Origin of the sequence: Sinorhizobium chiapasense (assembly GCF_036488675.1) — a bacterium.
GTDB classification, from domain to species: domain Bacteria; phylum Pseudomonadota; class Alphaproteobacteria; order Rhizobiales; family Rhizobiaceae; genus Sinorhizobium; species Sinorhizobium chiapasense.
The window spans coordinates 3,652,656-3,669,368 of the sequence record NZ_CP133148.1 but is presented as its reverse complement, the minus strand read 5'-3'; the positions used below and the strand labels follow the sequence as shown (position 1 = coordinate 3,669,368).

Annotated in this window: 18 protein-coding genes, 1 tRNA gene and 4 pseudogenes; 11 read left to right on the top strand and 12 right to left on the bottom strand. The window is 62.0% G+C overall.

Translation table 11 applies throughout. The annotated features are described in order from the left end of the window. Positions 1–37: 37 nt before the first annotated feature. The 4 genes from RB548_RS17570 to rplU form a co-directional block, all read right to left on the bottom strand. A complete protein-coding gene (locus tag RB548_RS17570; RefSeq protein WP_331372506.1) occupies positions 38–622 on the bottom strand; it encodes a GNAT family N-acetyltransferase in 585 nt (194 codons plus the stop codon). Further along, positions 619–1,251, bottom strand: a complete 633-nt coding sequence (locus RB548_RS17565) for a GNAT family N-acetyltransferase (protein WP_331372505.1) — start codon at positions 1,249–1,251, stop codon at positions 619–621. Before RB548_RS17565 ends, RB548_RS17570 begins: the two co-directional genes overlap by 4 nt. A 131-nt stretch (positions 1,252–1,382) precedes the next feature. Continuing rightward, a complete protein-coding gene (gene rpmA / locus RB548_RS17560; protein ID WP_012709652.1) occupies positions 1,383–1,652 on the bottom strand; it encodes a 50S ribosomal protein L27 in 270 nt (89 codons plus the stop codon). 33 nt (positions 1,653–1,685) lie between these two features. Continuing rightward, positions 1,686–2,057 (bottom strand): 50S ribosomal protein L21, encoded by a 372-nt coding sequence (rplU, locus tag RB548_RS17555; RefSeq protein ID WP_331372504.1) that lies wholly within the window; start codon positions 2,055–2,057, stop codon positions 1,686–1,688. A gap of 303 nt (positions 2,058–2,360) precedes the next feature. On the opposite strand from rplU, the gene RB548_RS17550 reads away from it, so the two are divergent. After that, positions 2,361–2,450, top strand: a tRNA-Ser gene (locus tag RB548_RS17550). A 5-nt stretch (positions 2,451–2,455) separates the two neighbouring features. Here RB548_RS17550 and RB548_RS17545 read toward each other — a convergent pair. Further along, the gene (locus tag RB548_RS17545; RefSeq protein ID WP_331372503.1) at positions 2,456–3,256 is read right to left on the bottom strand and encodes a DUF429 domain-containing protein; all 801 of its coding nucleotides are present in this window, start codon (positions 3,254–3,256) and stop codon (positions 2,456–2,458) included. Between the two features lie 54 nt (positions 3,257–3,310). Further along, on the bottom strand, positions 3,311–3,817 hold the full coding sequence (locus RB548_RS17540) for a hypothetical protein (RefSeq protein WP_331372502.1): 507 nt from the start codon (positions 3,815–3,817) through the stop codon (positions 3,311–3,313). Between the two features lie 190 nt (positions 3,818–4,007). Here RB548_RS17540 and RB548_RS17535 point away from each other — a divergent pair, with 190 nt between their 5' ends. Together RB548_RS17535 and RB548_RS17530 are read left to right on the top strand one after the other, a co-directional pair. After that, on the top strand, positions 4,008–4,169 hold the full coding sequence (locus RB548_RS17535; protein ID WP_331372501.1) for a hypothetical protein: 162 nt from the start codon (positions 4,008–4,010) through the stop codon (positions 4,167–4,169). Positions 4,170–4,226: 57 nt separating this feature from the next. Continuing rightward, positions 4,227–4,322, top strand: a pseudogene (locus RB548_RS17530) (IS481 family transposase); the annotation flags it as partial. Here RB548_RS17530 and RB548_RS17525 read toward each other — a convergent pair. Next, a pseudogene (locus tag RB548_RS17525) lies at positions 4,319–4,552 on the bottom strand (IS481 family transposase); the annotation flags it as partial. The pseudogenes RB548_RS17530 and RB548_RS17525 sit on opposite strands and share 4 nt — an antisense overlap. Between RB548_RS17525 and RB548_RS17520 the strand changes: the two are divergent. Together RB548_RS17520 and RB548_RS17515 are read left to right on the top strand one after the other, a co-directional pair. Then, positions 4,546–4,944 (top strand): annotated as a pseudogene (locus RB548_RS17520) (integrase core domain-containing protein); the annotation flags it as partial. The pseudogenes RB548_RS17525 and RB548_RS17520 overlap by 7 nt on opposite strands. Positions 4,945–5,013: 69 nt before the next feature. Next, positions 5,014–5,769 (top strand): annotated as a pseudogene (locus RB548_RS17515) (IS5 family transposase). A 154-nt stretch (positions 5,770–5,923) separates the two neighbouring features. Here RB548_RS17515 and RB548_RS17510 read toward each other — a convergent pair. Next, a complete protein-coding gene (locus tag RB548_RS17510; protein WP_331372500.1) occupies positions 5,924–7,231 on the bottom strand; it encodes an amidase in 1,308 nt (435 codons plus the stop codon). 227 nt (positions 7,232–7,458) lie between these two features. Here RB548_RS17510 and RB548_RS17505 point away from each other — a divergent pair, with 227 nt between their 5' ends. The 5 genes from RB548_RS17505 to ppa all read left to right on the top strand — a co-directional run bounded on the left by RB548_RS17505 (position 7,459) and on the right by ppa (position 13,280). Continuing rightward, positions 7,459–7,680, top strand: coding sequence for a KTSC domain-containing protein (locus RB548_RS17505; protein WP_331372499.1), 222 nt, complete (start codon positions 7,459–7,461; stop codon positions 7,678–7,680). A gap of 439 nt (positions 7,681–8,119) precedes the next feature. Then, a complete protein-coding gene (locus RB548_RS17500) occupies positions 8,120–9,682 on the top strand; it encodes an alkaline phosphatase D family protein (protein ID WP_331372498.1) in 1,563 nt (520 codons plus the stop codon). Between the two features lie 123 nt (positions 9,683–9,805). Beyond that, positions 9,806–11,632, top strand: a complete 1,827-nt coding sequence (typA, locus tag RB548_RS17495) for a translational GTPase TypA (protein ID WP_331372497.1) — start codon at positions 9,806–9,808, stop codon at positions 11,630–11,632. A 346-nt stretch (positions 11,633–11,978) separates the two neighbouring features. Further along, positions 11,979–12,485: a GNAT family N-acetyltransferase gene (locus tag RB548_RS17490; RefSeq protein ID WP_331372496.1), complete on the top strand. Its 507-nt coding sequence runs from the start codon at positions 11,979–11,981 to the stop codon at positions 12,483–12,485. 261 nt (positions 12,486–12,746) lie between these two features. After that, positions 12,747–13,280 (top strand): inorganic diphosphatase, encoded by a 534-nt coding sequence (gene ppa, locus RB548_RS17485; RefSeq protein ID WP_331372495.1) that lies wholly within the window; start codon positions 12,747–12,749, stop codon positions 13,278–13,280. Positions 13,281–13,326: 46 nt separating this feature from the next. Here ppa and RB548_RS17480 read toward each other — a convergent pair whose 3' ends face one another. Next, positions 13,327–13,662 (bottom strand): DUF167 domain-containing protein, encoded by a 336-nt coding sequence (locus RB548_RS17480; protein WP_331372494.1) that lies wholly within the window; start codon positions 13,660–13,662, stop codon positions 13,327–13,329. After that, complete coding sequence (locus RB548_RS17475; RefSeq protein ID WP_136505441.1) at positions 13,663–13,959, bottom strand: YggT family protein; 297 nt, start codon at positions 13,957–13,959, stop codon at positions 13,663–13,665. It abuts the gene before it with no gap. Between the two features lie 228 nt (positions 13,960–14,187). Between RB548_RS17475 and RB548_RS17470 the strand changes: the two genes are divergently transcribed. Further along, positions 14,188–15,435: an MFS transporter gene (locus RB548_RS17470; RefSeq protein WP_331372493.1), complete on the top strand. Its 1,248-nt coding sequence runs from the start codon at positions 14,188–14,190 to the stop codon at positions 15,433–15,435. Positions 15,436–15,475: 40 nt separating this feature from the next. Here the strand turns inward: RB548_RS17470 and RB548_RS17465 are convergent, their stop codons facing one another. Together RB548_RS17465 and RB548_RS17460 are read right to left on the bottom strand one after the other, a co-directional pair. Beyond that, entirely contained in the window at positions 15,476–16,225 is a 750-nt protein-coding gene (locus RB548_RS17465) for a glutamine amidotransferase (protein WP_331372492.1), read from the bottom strand. Position 16,226: 1 nt separating this feature from the next. Next, positions 16,227–16,709: a tellurite resistance TerB family protein gene (locus tag RB548_RS17460; protein WP_331372491.1), complete on the bottom strand. Its 483-nt coding sequence runs from the start codon at positions 16,707–16,709 to the stop codon at positions 16,227–16,229. Positions 16,710–16,713 lie beyond the last annotated feature (4 nt).

The following is a 16,713-nucleotide window of genomic DNA, read 5'->3' as shown; positions in this document are numbered from 1 at the left end:
TGAAACCCGCGAAAGTCGGCCTTCGCGGGTTCTTTTCTTAGTTCGGCCGACGCAGGTCCGCCGCCGTGAGCCGCGTCTCGATATGCGCGACCATGGCGTTGCGGGCGAGCGCGTAGATCTGGCTGCAGCCGGTGATCTTGAAGCCGAGTTTCTCCTGGACTCTCAGCGAGCCTGGATTGTCGGCAAAGACGCCCGAATGAAGCACCGTCTCCGGCATGCGCCGGAAGAAGCGCTCGATCGCTGCGTGGACCGCCTCGCTCGCCAGGCCCTTGCCCCAGTAGAACCGGTTCAGCCAGTAGCCGACATGCCACTGGCCGTGGCGGAGTTCGATGCCGACGCAGCCGATATGGACATCATCGCCGGCGGTGACGGCAAGCGCCCAGTCGGGCAGGACGTTGGCCGCCTGGCGATTCAGCCAGTCGAGCGCATCCTGATGGTCATAAGGGGCCGGGATGCGCGCCAGCATGCGCGCGACCTGGAAGTCGCCAAGCGACTGGGCGATCGCCTCCGCATCGGCAAGCCGGTGCGGTCTGAGCCGCAGCCGCTTGGTGTCGATGACCGGGCAGGGGCCGGGATTGGGGCGGACGATGAGCCGCGACCGTTCGGAAACGAGCGCGTTCATCGCATGCCTCCCCAGCTTCTCAGCGAAACCCAGGTCTTGCGGTCGAGCCGGTACCATTCGACGGACATCATGCCGCCGAGCGCCAGGCTTTCGACCATGCCGGAGCCCTGGAACTGGAAGCCGCACTTCTGGATGACCCGCCGCGAGGCGATGTTCATGACCCGGCAGCGCGCATCGATCTGGTCGATGTCACGGGTGCGGAAGGCCATGTCGGTCAGCGCCTGTGCGGCTTCCGTGGCGTAGCCGTGGTTCCAGTAGGGCTCGCCCAGCCAATAACCGAGCTCGGCCGTCTTGCCGTCGGGATGCGGCTCGATACCGCAGCAACCCAAGAATGCGCCATCGTCCGCCTTGGTGATCGCGTAGACGCACTTGCCAATCGTGCCGGCTTTTGCGCGTCGCACGAAATCGGCCGCATCCGCCGTGCTGTAGGGGTGCGGCATGCGCGAGACCATGGTGGCGATATTGGCGTTGTTGGCAAGATGGGCAAGGGCGTCGATATCGTCTTCGTGGGGCGCGCGCAAAACGAGCCGGGGCGATAACAATATCGGGCAATCGGTCCTTGACCGCTGAGGCCTCAGCCTTTGTTCGGGAGACCGGGATTGGTCTTCCCTCAAGAGCTCGGTTTGCATGGTTCTTCCTCCAGACATGCGAAAAGGGGAGTTGGGTATCGCCCCATCTCCCCTTTTGAAGTCTGGCTTTGAACCTTGCGGGTGCATCAGCCGGGTCGATGAGACGCCGGCTGTTTTAGAGCGCTACCGGCTTATTCCGCTGCTTCCGCTTTCGGCATTACAGACACGTACACTCGGCCATTGGCCTTCGTACGGAAGTCCACGTTGCCTGCCGTAAGCGCAAAAATCGTATGGTCCTTGCCGAGGCCGACATTGGCGCCCGCATGCCACTTCGTGCCGCGCTGGCGCACGATGATGTTGCCCGCGATGACGGCTTCGCCGCCGAACTTCTTCACGCCAAGGCGCTTGGACTCAGAATCGCGACCGTTGCGCGACGAACCGCCAGCTTTTTTGTGTGCCATTGGTGTTCTCCTTTAAACCTTCGATCCCGGAACTCAGTTTGCAGCTTCAGCGGCGGCTTCGGTCTTCTTCGAAGCCTTCTTCGCCTTGCCGCCGGCCGCAGCGATGTCCAGGATGCGGACCATCGTCTGATGCTGGCGATGGCCGCGCGAACGCTTGGAGTTCTGGCGGCGGCGCTTCTTGAAGGCGATGACCTTCTTGGCGCGGCCCTGTTCCACAACTTCGGCGCTGACAACGGCACCTTCGACAAACGGAGCACCGATGGTAGCATCGGCGCCGGCGCCGACCATCAGGATCTCGGTGAATTCAATCTTGTCGCCTGCAACGCCTTCCAGCTTTTCGATGGTGATGACGTCGTTGGCTGCCACGCGGTACTGCTTACCGCCAGTCTTGATGACTGCGAACATTCTTTATCCTTTCATGTTCGGTCCGGCTCTTTACCTGAAAAGGCAAGGCCGTCTTTTTATCAGTCGTTGCATTGAGCGGAGCGCCTCGGAAACCCTTGACCTCCACCAGTGGGTGGGCACAAACTCTTACCCTTCGCGGTGCGGACAGGCCACACCACTTCATTGCGCGGATTACGGGAATCGCTCTTCCCTGTCAAGGCGAAAGGCGCCAACAAGCAAGATATTCTTTTCACGGCCCCTTGTCAGGGCGCAAATCTGCCGCTATGAACCCGACCGCGCCGACCAAGCGCCAACCAGACCTGCGGAGAGGTGGCAGAGTGGTTGAATGCACCGCACTCGAAATGCGGCATGGGTGCAAGCCCATCGGGGGTTCGAATCCCCCCCTCTCCGCCAGTAAATCACCCAATGGCTAGACCCGTCTCGGACTTGCCGATCGCCGGGATCGCGGTGCTATTCTCCGCCAATGCCCGCCTCGCCCAAGAGGCCCAAAGCTCTGCCGGCGGTAGCCAGAACCAGCCGCCGGCCTCGTCCCCAACGACTTCGGACTTGCCTGCGACGGCGGTTGCCGCTGTTAGCAGGCAGACCCAGGCGGCTCGTTTTTCATGGTCTCGTTCGGTTGCGACCTTCTGATAGAGCGCCTCATTGCTCCAGCCGATGGTGCACAGAAGCTTGTCGAAGACGCGGCTTTCAACCGCTTGGTCGTACAGCCAGTCAAACTTCCCGCGCTTCGGCGCCCTGGACATGACAAAACGCTCATCCTCGAGAAGAACGCCGAGAAAGGCGTTCGGGAAAGCTTCGATGATTGCGGCGCCGGGAATGATGGACCTGCCGATCATGGGCGCAGCCGCGAGGTGTCTGACCTGCGCTGCGGTCTCGGTCGCAGCCTTTCTCAGAGCGAGACCGTGGCCGTGGTGGCTGAGCCCCGGCTTGCAGCGTGCATGGAACGCTCCGCGGATAAAGAGGCGCTCGCAGAAGCGGTCGAGTTCATCGGGCGCGTCGGGTGGCACCAAGGGGCCGTCGATGGCGATAACCGAATACGTCGTCGATGCCGGAATGTGGCGCCGTCGGCGGTCCCAATCGGTATGCGCCTTTGCGCAGCCGAAGTTCCCGTCGACACACCACGCAATCCCCGTGGTCGGCCGCGACAGCGAGTATCCGACGTCGATGCCGAGCAGCTTGTCGAAGCTCGTTTCTTTCAACGCGCATCTCCCACAGCAAAAGACACTCGTTGGCCGAAGACCACACCCGCAGCCTCATCCCCGCGTGTTCGTACGCAGCCATGCCTCCAACGCGGCGATCACAGCCAATCTGAGGCTTGCGCCACGAGCAAGCGCGTGGCCGAGGGAGCGGTCGTCGGCAGAAAACCCGATTTCCTGCATGACATCGTCAGGCCTCAACCGGCGTTTCGCCATGATCGCTTCGATCTCGGCGATCGTGGAGGGCAGCAGATAGCGGCCGCTTGCGATCGGAGCCTCTGCGGCACTGGCAGACGGCGAGGGGGCGGAGGAATGCGCCGCCATCGTCGATAGCGCGCCGCTGGCCGCGAGCCACCTCAAAAAGGCGTCGCGCTCGTTATCGGTCGCCTTCGCCCAGGAATTCTTGAGTTTGCCCAGCCGGGTGCGTTCCGGCTTCATGCCGGCGATCACCAGGGCTTTGCGCAAGGACGGGATCCTGCCGGCGAGAAAAGCGCCATGGACATCGGGGAACTCGGACCTCAGCCGCTGCAGATCGTGTGCATTGTCGGGTTTCTTCTTCGCCATCCTCACATCCGCCGTCGAAATTCCGTGATCCTCTACCGCGCTCGCAAGGCAAGGGCGAGCAAAAAGGTGCCCGGGGCGCTGCCGGACGAAAGACCGGCGGGCGGTGACGCCCCTCAAGCCCCGCACAAGTCGGCCTTTCTATCACCGCCGCAACGGCCGGAATGTGACGCGGCGAAAAAGGACGATTGCGATGTCTCATGATGTTCAGCACTACAGCGACCCGCAGGATGCGGCCCTGGCCCTGATTCTCGCGAGCAATCGCGGCGACGAACTCACGGACATCCTGGTTGCCGCGCTCGAAGATGCATTCCGGATCCTCGATGAGGATTGGGTGTCCCAGGCGAGGCACTAAGTGTTTGATCCCTGGTTTTGATGGTGCACTCTTCTCGCAAGCCTGGAGAGATTCGCTATAGGACAAATTCTGCACGGCAGCGCCACGACGACAGAGGCAATCCGTCGAGCAATACAAAATAGTCAAGAGAGCCTGAGGGCGCTGTCGAGGCGCTGCAGGCAGCGGTGCAGCGACGAGCGCGTCAGGTGCGGAATGGTCGGCTGCAGCGCATAGAGGCAGTCGTCGAGCGGCAACAGCGCGTGCCTGCGAAAGGCGACGATGACCGCTTCCTCCTCCGGCGACAGGACGGTCGACCGCGGCTCCTGCGGACCGGTCGGATGATCGGCGACGGAACTGCGTTTCTTCCACTTCGCCACCGTCTTCGGATTGATCCCGTAGCGTTCCCTATTCCATTCACACGCTGCTGACCGACAACGGCATCCAGTTCACCAACCAGGAGCGGCATCGCTATGCCTTCGTCCACATCTTCGACCGCGTCTGCGACGACAACGGCATCGAGCACCGACTGACGCGGATCAAGCATCCCTGGACCAACGGACAGGTCGAGCGAATGAACCGCACCATCAAGGACGCCACCGTCAAGCGCTTTCACTACGACGATCACGATCAGTTGCGCCGGCACCTCGACGACTTCATCGCCGCCTATAATTTCGGCCGCAGATTGAAGACCCTCAAAGGCCTCACGCCCTATGAGTTCATCTGCAAGGTCTGGACAAAGGAGCCGGAACGATTCAGGCTAAACCCAATCCAGCAAATGCCGGGACTGAACAACTAAGGTCCGTACTCAATCATGGCTATGAATTTGCGTTGAGACGTGATTCTCTGTCGCGACGGAGAGGTGAACCTGGCAAACGCGTTCTGGCTTGACGACGAACAATGGGCGGCGATCGAACCCTGCCTGCCGAAGAACCAGCCCGGCGCCCGGCGGGTCGATGACCGGCGTGTTCTCAGCGGCATCATTCATGTGCTGCAATCCGGCTGTCGCTGGCGGGACTGTCCGACTGTCTATGGTCCCTATACGACGGTCTACAACCGGTGGAACCGCTGGTCGCGGCGCAAGGTCTGGCGCGCCCTGTTCGAGGCGCTGTGCGCGGTCTCACCAAACGACGACTTTCACGCCATCGATTCCACCACCGCCAAGGCCCATCGCGCCGCGGCCGGCGGAAAAGGGGGCGGAGACGCAAGCCATCGGCCGCTCGCGCGGGGGCAGGAGCACGAAAATCCATGCGGTCTGCGACAGCCGTGGCAGAGCGATCGCCCTCGAAGTAACGCCCGGCCAGCGCGGCGATGTGCGCGTTGCCATCCCGTTGCTGGCGGCCTTGCCGCCGCCGCGCGTTTGTGCGGCCGATACCGCCTATGACGCCGACGGCTTACGCTCATTCCTGATCGAACGCGGCACCATCCCGGTCATTCCCAACAACCCACCCGCAAGCGCCGCCATCCCTTCGATCGCACCGCTTACAAGCGGCGCAACCTCGTCGAACGGATGTTCTGCAGGCTCAAGGACTGGCGGCGCATCGCCACCCGCTACGACAAGCTCGCGCGAAACTTCATTGCCGCTGTCCAACGCGCCGCAACAATCATCTGGTGGGCTGATTGAGTCCAGACGCTAGAGCGCCGTGCGTTCAAGTGAACGCACAAAGGACGCTCTAGCACTTTGATTCTAGAGCATCTTATCCGCTTTCAGTGATTCCACTTGAAAGCGAGATGCTCTAGGATTTAAGGGAACATGCTCTCGGCTTATGCCGCAACATTCAGCCGTCTTGCAGCAACATTTCAACGGACGCGGCGGCGGCCAGCAGCGCTCTGTCCGTCCGGTGCCGTCCCACCAGCATCAGCCCCGCCGGTAGGCTGGTGCCCGCCATCGGCAGCGTGATTGCCGTCAGGTCGAATTGGTTGGCGACCTGCGTGTTACGCAAGAGCAGATCTTCGACGCGGCGATATGCCTGTTTGTCGTGTTCCACAGAGGCGATGTCGACGGCGGGGATCGGTGTAGTTGGCAGGAGGATGAAATCATAGGGCGCCAGCCGCTCGTCCATGGCGCGAACGAGGTCCTGCCGCGTCCGCAGCAGCTTTTCCAGTGCTGCGTCGGGCACGGCCAAGCGCCGGCGCAGCGTCGATGTTACGCGCGTATCGACGGTTGCGTCTTCGTTCTCAAGCCAGTTGCGGTGGATTCGGCTGCCTTCAATCGCGGCGATCGAGCCGATCGACGTTGCCTCGGCGAAGCGGGCGAGGAGATCGTCGATGCTGCATTCGGCGAGTTTCGCGCCGGCGCGGGAGAGCGCTTGCAGGCTCGCCTCGAAGGCCCGAGCGATCTCCGGCGCGAGGTCGTCGAGGAGAAAGCCTTTCGGAATGCCGAACTTCAAGCCGTCGAGCGCCACCGGCGTGAGCGCTCTTGGCACATCGCCAGCCATGATGGCGTCGGCCAGCGCGCAGTTGGCGACGGTGCGCGCGAGCGGGCCGATCGAATCGAGGCTTGGAGAGAGCGGGAAGGCGCCGTCGAGGGGCACGCGCCGGGCGGTCGGCTTGAAGCCGACGAGGCCGTTTAGCGCCGCAGGAATGCGCACCGAGCCGCCGGTGTCGGAGCCGATGGCAATTTCGCTTGTGCCCTCCGCCACCGAGACGGCCGCACCGGACGATGAGCCGCCGGGAACGAGCCTCACGTCGATCGCATTGCCGGGCACCGGATAGTGCGGGTTGAGGCCGACAGCGGTGAAGGCAAATTCGGTCATGTGCGTCTTGCCGATGATGACGGCGCCGGCGGCCCGCAACCGCTGGACGATCGCTGCATCCGCCGTGGCCGGTTCTGCCATCCGGCGTATGATCGAGCCGGCCAGAGTCGGCTCGCCGACGACGTCGAAGAGGTCCTTGATCGAGACGATCCGACCGTCGAGCGGGCTGAGCCTCTTTCCATCGTTCAGCCTTCGGTCGGCGGCGTCCGCTTCGGCGCGGGCGGTGTCGGAATAGAGCTTCACAAAGACGCGTTCCTCGTGCCGGCGCCCATCGAGGCGAGCGAGAGTGGCTTCGAGCCGGTCGCGAGAGGGGGTGTTCGATTGGGTCAAGGCGAAGACCTCGTGAATGGGATGACCGCGATTCGCATGATTTTGTAGATCGGAAGCCGATTTATGGGTGAAATCATGCAGCAATTCAAAGTGCCGCCCGTCCTGCCTCATTTGCGCGCGGCCGCCTCGGACGCCGGCACCGCCGGCCCGCCGTCGTTTATAAATCCGGGCTATTGATATATAATGTCAGGCGTCAGCGACTTCTGGGAACCACCGGGACGACGCCAATGCCAATGCTGCAATCGTCCGCGATCCTGGACTCTTCCGCGATCCAACGCGTCAATTACGACGCGCGCCATCGGACGCTCAGCGTTTGGTTCGTCGGCAATCGCAGGCCTTATCATTACCTCGATGTCCCGGAGAGCGTTTACGAGGACTTCGTGCACGCAGACTCCGCCGGTGCCTACTTCAACCACCACGTCCGCGATCATTACGATTTCAGGCACTGAAGGGGCGCGGAACGCGCGCACGCCCCCTTTTTGCCCCGAATCCGGCCTGCCGGCCACCTTCGCATGCGGGGCGAAGGCTCCTGCCGCGGCCGCCCCGCTACTGCGTTCCTCAAATCGTCCCCGATTTGAGGAAAAAGACATGCAGCAATGCAAAGTGCTGCAGCCTCCTTTGCGTGTCCGATAAGACGCGCGGCGCTGTAGCGGGGCGAGGGGCTGCGGCGAGGGGGAATCGCGGCCGCGGCTCGCCTTGCGACCGCTTCTTCACAGAACTGTCGCCAAACCGTTCAAATAGTTTCATCCCGCTGTAAAGCCGCTGACATGCGGCTCGCCAAAGGTCCGCTCGCGAAATCGATGATTCGCGAACTTTTTTGCGCATGTCGTCCGCCAAAGCCGCTGCACACTTTTGGGCGACATGCGCTGGCGGTACCGGAGGCAGAATTTGGCTGACATTCGAAGCACGCTGACCAGGCGCTCTTTCCTCTTCTCCACCGGCGCCGCCGGTCTCGTCGCTTCCTCCGGTCTCGCGACACCCTTCTACGCCCGCGGTTACGGGCGCCCGGATTTCCTGCACGGCCTGCAGTCCGGCGACGTCGACACGCAGTCGGGAATGATCTGGACGCGGGTCGATCGGCCGGCGCGGGTGGCAGTCGAATATTCGACCACCGAAAGCTTCTCGAACGCCCTCCGGCTTCCCGACATCGATGCGACGCCGCAGACCGACTGCGCGATCAAGTGCCGGCTCGACAACCTGCTGCCGGACCAGGATATCTTCTACCGTTTCACCGCAACTGATCTTTATGACGGCAATCGCGTCTCCGCGCCGATCGTCGGGCGTTTTCGCACGGCACCCTTGCGCCGGCGGTCGGTGCGCTTCGTCTGGTCCGGTGACACTGCCGGCCAGGGTTGGGGCATCGACGAGGTCGGGATGAAGACCTATTCGACCATGCAGCTTCACGAGCCGGATTTTTTCATCCATTCCGGCGACACGATCTATGCCGACAATCCCATACCGGAGGAGATCAAGCTTCGGGACGGGGGGATGTGGAAGAACCGGATCGTGACGCCCGAGAAGCGCGACGTCGCCCGCACGCTGGAAGAATATCGCGGCCAGTGGAAATACAATCTGCTCGACGAGCACGTGCGCGGACTGAATGCCGTCTGCCCCACCTTCTATCAATGGGACGACCACGAGGTCTTGAACAACTGGTCAGCCTCGACCGATCTTCGCGATGATCCACGCTATCCGGAAAAGGACGTGGCCGTATACGCGTCGCGCGCCGCTCGTGCGTTCCACGAGATGACGCCGATCCGCACCCTGCCGACGCAGCCCGGACGCATCTTCCGCAAGGTTGCTTACGGCCCGTTGCTCGACGTCTTCTTCGTCGATCTGCGCTCCTATCGTGGCCCCAACCAGGGGGAGGGGGACGCCGGCCTCTTCGGCTGGCGGCAGGCGGATTGGCTGAAACGGGAGTTGGCCGCCTCACGTGCCACCTGGAAGGTGATCGCCTGCGACATGCCGATCGGCCTTGTCGTCTGGGATGATTATTCTCAGAGGCGCGGGTCGGATGCGATCGCCAACGGCGACAATGGTGCGCCGACCGGAAGGGAGATGGAATTTGCCGACCTGCTGCGGTTCATCCGCGACAACGCAGTCGAGAACATCGTCTGGCTGACCGCGGACGTCCATTATGCGGCCGCGCATCACTACGATCCGTCACGCGCCGCCTTCAAGGAATTCCTGCCCTTCTGGGAGTTCGTTTCCGGTCCGCTGCATTCCGGCACCTACGGTCCGAAGGAACTCGACATGACCTTCGGCCCCGAGGTCCGTTTCATCAAGGCGTCCGGCGGCGGCATCGACAGCAACCTGCCGCCGTCGGCCGGCCTGCAATTCTTCGGCATCGTCGACATCAGCGGCCAGACGCGGCAGATGACCGTGCGGCTGATGGATCGGCAGGACAAGGAGCTCTGGCGCGTAACGCTCGATCCCGCGGCCGTCGCGTGAGGCTTGCAGAGCTGGTCTGCGCGCAGGCCCCCTTTCGCTTATGCAAAAAAACTTGTATGAGCGCGGCAACTGAAAAGCGGTACCCGCCCTGTCGCGCGTGCCCAGAACTTTCCGAGAGAAAAAATGAGCATTCGTAACATCGCGATCATCGCGCACGTCGACCATGGAAAAACGACGCTCGTCGATGAGCTCTTGAAGCAGTCCGGCGCCTTCCGCGACAACCAGCGCGTCGCCGAACGCGTCATGGATTCCAACGACCTGGAAAAGGAGCGCGGCATCACCATTCTCGCCAAGGCGACCTCGGTCGTCTGGAAGGACGCGCGCATCAACATCGTCGACACGCCCGGCCACGCCGATTTCGGCGGTGAGGTCGAGCGTATCCTCAACATGGTGGACGGCGCCATCGTGCTCGTTGACGCTTCCGAAGGCCCGATGCCGCAGACGAAGTTCGTCGTCGGCAAGGCGCTGAAGGTCGGCCTGAAGCCGATCGTCGCGATCAACAAGATCGACCGCCCGGACGGCCGCCACGAGGAAGTCATCAACGAGGTCTTCGATCTCTTCGCCAATCTCGACGCCACCGACGAACAGCTCGATTTCCCGATCCTTTACGGTTCCGGCCGCGACGGCTGGATGAACGTCAATCCGGAAGGCCCGAAGGATCAGGGCATGGCGCCGCTCTTCGACCTCGTGTTGAAGCACGTGCCGGAGCCGACGGTCGCCGAAGGCCCGTTCCGGATGATCGGCACCATCCTCGAAGCCAACCCGTTCCTCGGCCGTATCATCACCGGCCGCATTCATTCCGGCTCGGTCAAGCCGAACCAGTCGGTCAAGGTCCTGGCACAGGACGGCACCGTGCTTGAATCCGGCCGTATCTCGAAGATACTCGCTTTCCGCGGCATCGAGCGTCAGCCGATCGAGGAAGGCCAGGCGGGCGACATCGTCGCGATCGCGGGCCTCACCAAGGGCACCGTCGCGGACACCTTCTGTGATCCCTCGGTCACCGAGCCGCTCAAGGCGCAGCCGATCGATCCGCCGACTGTCACCATGTCCTTCATCGTCAACGATTCGCCGCTTGCCGGCACCGAGGGCGACAAGGTGACCTCGCGCGTCATCCGCGACCGCCTGTTCAAGGAAGCCGAAGGCAACGTCGCGCTTCGGATCGAAGAATCGTCCGAGAAGGACTCCTTCTTTGTTTCCGGCCGCGGCGAATTGCAGCTTGCAGTGCTGATCGAGACGATGCGCCGCGAAGGCTTCGAGCTTGCCGTATCCCGTCCGCGCGTCGTGATGCACAAGGACGAAAGCGGCCAGCTTCTCGAACCGATCGAGGAAGTGGTCATCGACGTCGACGAGGAGCATTCCGGCGTCGTCGTGCAGAAGATGTCGGAGCGCAAGGCCGAGATGGTCGAGCTTCGTCCTTCGGGCGGCAACCGCGTCCGCCTCGTTTTCTTCGCCCCGACCCGCGGCCTTATCGGCTACCAGTCGGAACTTCTGACCGATACGCGCGGTACGGCGATCATGAACCGCCTGTTCCACGACTATCAGCCCTACAAGGGCGAGATCGGCGGCCGCATCAACGGCGTGCTGCTCGCCAACGAGGCCGGCGAAGCGGTAGCCTATGCGCTTTTCAACCTCGAAGACCGCGGCCCGATGGTGATCGAGCCGGGCGAGAAGGTCTATGAGGGCATGATCATCGGCATCCACACCCGCGACAACGACCTCGAAGTCAACGTCCTGAAGGGCAAGAAGCTCACCAACATGCGCGCCGCCGGCAAGGACGAAGCCGTTCGCCTGACGCCGCCGATCAAGATGACGCTCGAACGGGCGCTTTCCTGGATTCAGGACGACGAGCTGGTTGAAGTGACGCCGAAGTCGATCCGGCTGAGAAAGCTCCACCTCGACCCGCACGAGCGCAAGCGCTTCGAGAAGGCCCGCACCGCCGGCGCGGCGTAAGCAATTCGGGAAGGGCGAATGCCCCTCATCCGCCTGCCGGCCACCTTCTCCCCGTTTTGACGGGGCGAAGGGACCTGTGGCGCCGCCTAAGTCCCCTCGCCCCGCTTGCGGGGAGAGGGCTAGGTGAGGGGCGGATCGATGCAAGGCTGTGATGGTTGATGACCTGAGCACGACCCCGGAGCGATCCGGGGTTTTTTGCTGTGCGTGCCGATCGCGGGCGGCTTGCGGATAAAGTTAAAAAGGCGTTAACCTTTACTCGGATGCCGTTAAAGTTGCCTGTGGGTTAACGTCGCTCGGCAGTCCGGCGGGATTCCGGTTCGCCGTGTCGTGTGTTTAGAGTCAGGTCATGAAGACTGTTTCGATCGAGGTCAGGCCCGGGGAGCCACATGAGGCGGCGGCGATTGCCGAGGTGCATCGCATTTCCTGGTTGCAGGCCTATGGCGGCATCATTCCTCATCGACCGCTGATCCAGATGGTCAACCGTCGCGACGAAACCTGGTGGCGCAAGGCCACGCGCGGGCCGGCTACCTTGCTCGTCGTCGATGTCGCCGGAACGATTGCCGGCTATGCCACGCTGGGCCTGAGCCGCGCGCGCGCCCTGCCGCAGGAGGGTGAGATCTACGAAATCTACCTGCGTCCCGAATATCAGGGCATTGGCCTCGGACGCATTCTCTTCCGCGAGGCGAAAAGCCTCTTGCGGTCGCTCGGCTGCCGGGGCCTCGTCGTCTGGTGCCTCGAAGACAGCGAGCACGCCTACAGCTTCTTCCAGACGGCCGGTGGCAGCGACATTGCCGAGGGCATGGAAGATTTCGGCGACAAATTCCTGAAGAAGGTCGGCTTCGTCTGGAACTGAAGGCTCGGTCGCCATTCACCAAAAAGACATCCGCCTGCGTATTTTTGGCCGTGCCGTCCGCCTACTGCATTTATCCTTAAATCGGTTCCGATTTAAGGATAAAAACATGCAGTAATTCAAAGTGCTACAGCGACCTTTGTGCGTCTGAAGACGCACGGCGCTGTAGAGCCATTCAGCTCATCCGGACGAAAGTTATGTTGCATTGCGGCATGTTTCCCTTTATCCGACGGGGCGAATTTCAACCGACCCTTGGAGGCACTCATGCGGATCGACGCGATTTCCATCGGAAAAAATCCACCGGAAGATGTCAATGTGATCGTGGAGGTTCCGGTCGGCGGGCATCCGATCAAGTACGAAATGGACAAGGAAGCCGGCACGCTGGTCGTTGACCGCTTCCTCTATACGCCGATGACCTATCCGGGCAATTACGGTTTTGTCCCGCACACGCTGTCCGACGACGGCGATCCGATCGACGTGTTGATCTGCAACACCCGTCCGCTGGTGCCGGGCTGCGTCATCAATGTCCGCCCGATCGGCGTGATGATGATGGAAGACAATTCCGGCCAGGACGAGAAGATCATCGCCGTGCCGTCGAGCCATCTCACCAAGCGCTACGACAAGGTCCACGACTACACCGACCTGCCGGAAATCACGCTCAAGCAGATCGAGCACTTCTTCGAGCACTACAAGGATCTGGAGCCCGGCAAGTGGGTGAAGATCTTCGGCTGGAAGGACGCCAGCGTCGCCAAGCAGCTGATCAAGGAAGCGGTCGAGCGCGCCAAGGCAAAGAAATAGTCTAATCTCACTCTTTGAAACGACGCAATTCCGGACGGAAAAACCGTTACACACTTTTCCTGGAATTGCTTTCGCCGACGATTTCGGCGAGCCGCTTGATGATCTCCTCCGGATCGGCGTCGATCCGGAGGATTTTTTTGCGCTGCGTGTCGCCGGAAAGGAGCGCGATCCTGTTCTTTGCGATGCCGAACTGTTTTGCCAGCAGCGCGATCAGCGCCTGGTTCGCTTTGCCCTTTTCCGGCACGGCACGGACGCGAACCTTGAGATATTCCTCGCCGTCGGCAGCACTTTCGAAGCAGTCGATCGCATCGCGGCCGCCGCTCGGCGTCAGCCGAACGGTCAGGCGGACATGGTCGTCAAGGCTCGTCAGCGCGGCGTGCACTTATATGCCGATCACCGCCGAAGCGACCGTCGTGTTGAGGAAGTACCAGATGAAATAGAGGATCACCAGAACGACCAGCGGCGAGAGATCGACGCCGCCCATGTCCGGCAGGAAGCGGCGGATGGGCCGATAGAGCGGCTCGGTCAGCTGATAGAGCGAACGGCCGATCATGTTGATCGCATGGTTGTTCACGTTGATCACGTTGAAGGCGTAGAGCCAGGAGAAGATGGCCGACGCTATGATCAGGAACCAGGCTATGTTGATAATGAAGTTCAAGGTTGCGATGACAGCAATCATGCCAGTCTCCAATTCGTTGTTGACAGACATGTAGACATTGGAAACTAAACGGGCAAGTACGACGCTTCGTCGTGCGCGATCATGTTTAATGGCATCGCGCCAATCCTTTGCCGCCCGTACAGCGCCGCGCGTCTAACCAGAGGCCGCTGTAGAGCTTTAAGTTTCTGTATGATTTTGTCCTTAAATCGATTCCGATTTAAGGGATCATGCATTAGGAGCCTCCCCCACATGTCCGTCGATCACGCCGCGCATCGTTTCGCCGCCTTCAGGCATGTCGGCTATCGACGGTATTTCTTTTCCCGTTTCCTCGCCTATTTCGCCATCCAGATCTTGTCCGTCGCGGTCGGCTGGCAGATCTACGACCTGACGCGCGATCCGTTCGATCTCGGCCTCATCGGCCTTTTCCAGTTCCTGCCATCGCTGGTCCTGATTCTGGTGACGGGGACGGTCGCCGACCGCTACAATCGCCGCGTCATCATGGGCATCTGCATGACGGTGAGCACGCTCTGCGCGGCAGCGCTGCTCCTGTTGACGGTGATGGGGCTGTTCTCGCCCTGGCCGGTCTATGCGATCCTCGTCGTTTTCGGGATCGAGCGCGCGTTTCTGGCGCCGGCCGCGCAGTCACTCGCACCTAATCTGGTGCCAACCGAGCACCTGCCCAATGCGATTGCCTGGAATTCGACCTCCTGGCAGACGGCGACGATCGTCGGGCCGGTCGCTGGCGGCCTGATCTATGGTTTCGGTCCGGTTGTGCCGTATGCAGTCAGTCTCTGCTTCTTTGCAGCGGCTGCGCTGATGGTCTTTGCCGTGCCCAAGCCCACGATGCGTACGCCCGCCGCGGGACAGAGCTGGCAGACGATCACGGCGGGCTTCCGCTATATCAGGGCGGAGAAGGTGGTGCTGGGGGCGATCTCGCTCGATCTCTTTGCGGTACTGCTCGGCGGCGCGGTGGCGCTCATGCCGGTCTTTGCCCGAGATATCCTGGCGCTCGGCCCGTGGGGGCTCGGCCTTCTGCGCGCTGCGCCAGGCGTCGGCGCCGTCGGCATGGCTGTCTGGCTTGCCGCCCACCCGATCCGCAACCGGGCGGGGTTCCATATGTTTATCGGTGTTGCGCTTTTCGGTCTCGCGACGGTCGTCTTCGGCCTGTCGGCGACACCCTGGATCTCGATCGCAGCACTTGTCGTCCTGGGCGCGGCGGACATGATCTCGGTCTATGTCCGTGAAATCCTGATCGCGCTCTGGACTCCGGACGAACTGCGCGGCCGCGTGAACGCGGTCAACATGGTGTTCGTCGGCGCGTCGAACGAGCTTGGCGAATTCCGCGCAGGCATGATGGCCTCGGGTTTCGGTGCCGTCTTCGCAGTTGCCTTCGGCGGCATCGGCACGCTTCTCGTGTCGCTGCTTTGGGCGGTCGGGTTCCCGCAATTGCGCAAGATCGATACGCTAGACGTTCCGGAAAAGCATCGAGCGGTCTGATCGCACGCATATCGCAGGAAGAGCCGCAGGGCCGATTTCGTTACCCTCGGTCTTGCCCTTTGGGCGCGCCGGCTGCCTCTCCGCCGCGCAAAAAAATCAGTTCGAGGAAATTTTCCATCCAGGTCCGCAAAGGGTGATCGTGAATCATTCGCCCCTCGAGATGCGCCTTGCCGATCTGGGCACCAGGCAGCTCGAAGCGGTGCGCGCCGTGGACGACCCAGCGGTGCATCATCGCGCGCGTCAGTTCGCCGTGAAACTGAATTCCCCAGGCGTTCTCGCCGTAGCGGAACGCCTGGTTCGGATAGGTCTCGCCGGTCGCCAGCAACTCGGCGCCGGCAGGCAGGTCGAACCCTTCCCGGTGAAAGTGATAGACCATGGCCGGCCAGTCCATCAGCGCCTTACCGGCCGCGGTTGCCTTTAGCGGATACCAGCCGATTTCCGTCATGCCCTCGTGATGCGGCGCGACCTTGCCGCCGAGGTTGCGGGCCAGCATCTGCGCGCCAAGGCAGATGCCGAGATAAGGCTTGTTCTCGAGGAGCGGGACCGACAGCCAGTCGATCTCGCGGCGGACGAACTCTTCCTCGTCGTTGGCGCTCATCGGGCCGCCGAAGACAATGGTTCCGGAGTGGGCCTCCAGCGTCGGCGGCAGCTCGTCACCGAGGGCGGGGCGGCGGATGTCGAGCGAAAAGCCCTTCTGCTGGAGAATCTGCCCCACGCGGCCGGCGCTCGATCGCTCCTGATGCAGGATTATGAGAATTGGTCTTTTGACGTCGTCGGCCCCTGCAGGCATTTCAGTCTTCCTGCTGCGTGTCGTTCTCCTCCTTCGCGTCGATCCTGGCGGCAACCTCCTGCCGCTTCAAGATGCGATCGCGTCCGGATACGCCGAGGAGGTCGGCGATCCGCCAGATCACGTGATCTTCCATTTCGTTTCGGATGCCATCGGCATAGACGATCTCCCACAGCATGCCGACAAGCTCGATCCGCTGCTCTCCGGATAGATGGCGTTTGATTTCGGAGGTGAACTTGAAGAAGTCGATCGCCTCGCTTTCGGCGGTCTCACCCGCCTGGATGAGCGCATCGAGACCCTGATCGTCGAGTTTATATTGTTCCTCGATGATCTCGCGCATCTTGCGACGCTCGACAGCCAGCACGGCGCCGTCGGCCTCCATGACCTGGAGGCAAAGCGCGATCACGGCGATGCGCGGGTCGCCTGTTTCGATCGGCTCCGTGGAGCCCGCCAAACTTTCGAGAAACGCTCGGAACCGCTCTAACATGTCT

Bases quoted from the DNA above. Each gene is read 5' to 3' on its own strand.
- RB548_RS17570 (WP_331372506.1), bottom strand. From the start codon at position 622: ATGAACGCGCTCGTTTCCGAACGGTCGCGGCTCATCGTCCGCCCCAAT.
- RB548_RS17475 (WP_136505441.1), bottom strand. From the start codon at position 13,959: ATGATTGCTGTCATCGCAACCTTGAACTTCATTATCAACATAGCCTGG.
- RB548_RS17465 (WP_331372492.1), bottom strand. From the start codon at position 16,225: ATGCCTGCAGGGGCCGACGACGTCAAAAGACCAATTCTCATAATCCTG.
- RB548_RS17565 (WP_331372505.1), bottom strand. From the start codon at position 1,251: ATGCAAACCGAGCTCTTGAGGGAAGACCAATCCCGGTCTCCCGAACAA.
- rplU (WP_331372504.1), bottom strand. From the start codon at position 2,057: ATGTTCGCAGTCATCAAGACTGGCGGTAAGCAGTACCGCGTGGCAGCC.
- RB548_RS17490 (WP_331372496.1), top strand. From the start codon at position 11,979: ATGAAGACTGTTTCGATCGAGGTCAGGCCCGGGGAGCCACATGAGGCG.
- rpmA (WP_012709652.1), bottom strand. From the start codon at position 1,652: ATGGCACACAAAAAAGCTGGCGGTTCGTCGCGCAACGGTCGCGATTCT.
- RB548_RS17540 (WP_331372502.1), bottom strand. From the start codon at position 3,817: ATGGCGAAGAAGAAACCCGACAATGCACACGATCTGCAGCGGCTGAGG.
- RB548_RS17460 (WP_331372491.1), bottom strand. From the start codon at position 16,709: ATGTTAGAGCGGTTCCGAGCGTTTCTCGAAAGTTTGGCGGGCTCCACG.
- RB548_RS17505 (WP_331372499.1), top strand. From the start codon at position 7,459: ATGCCAATGCTGCAATCGTCCGCGATCCTGGACTCTTCCGCGATCCAA.
- RB548_RS17470 (WP_331372493.1), top strand. From the start codon at position 14,188: ATGTCCGTCGATCACGCCGCGCATCGTTTCGCCGCCTTCAGGCATGTC.
- typA (WP_331372497.1), top strand. From the start codon at position 9,806: ATGAGCATTCGTAACATCGCGATCATCGCGCACGTCGACCATGGAAAA.
- ppa (WP_331372495.1), top strand. From the start codon at position 12,747: ATGCGGATCGACGCGATTTCCATCGGAAAAAATCCACCGGAAGATGTC.
- RB548_RS17535 (WP_331372501.1), top strand. From the start codon at position 4,008: ATGTCTCATGATGTTCAGCACTACAGCGACCCGCAGGATGCGGCCCTG.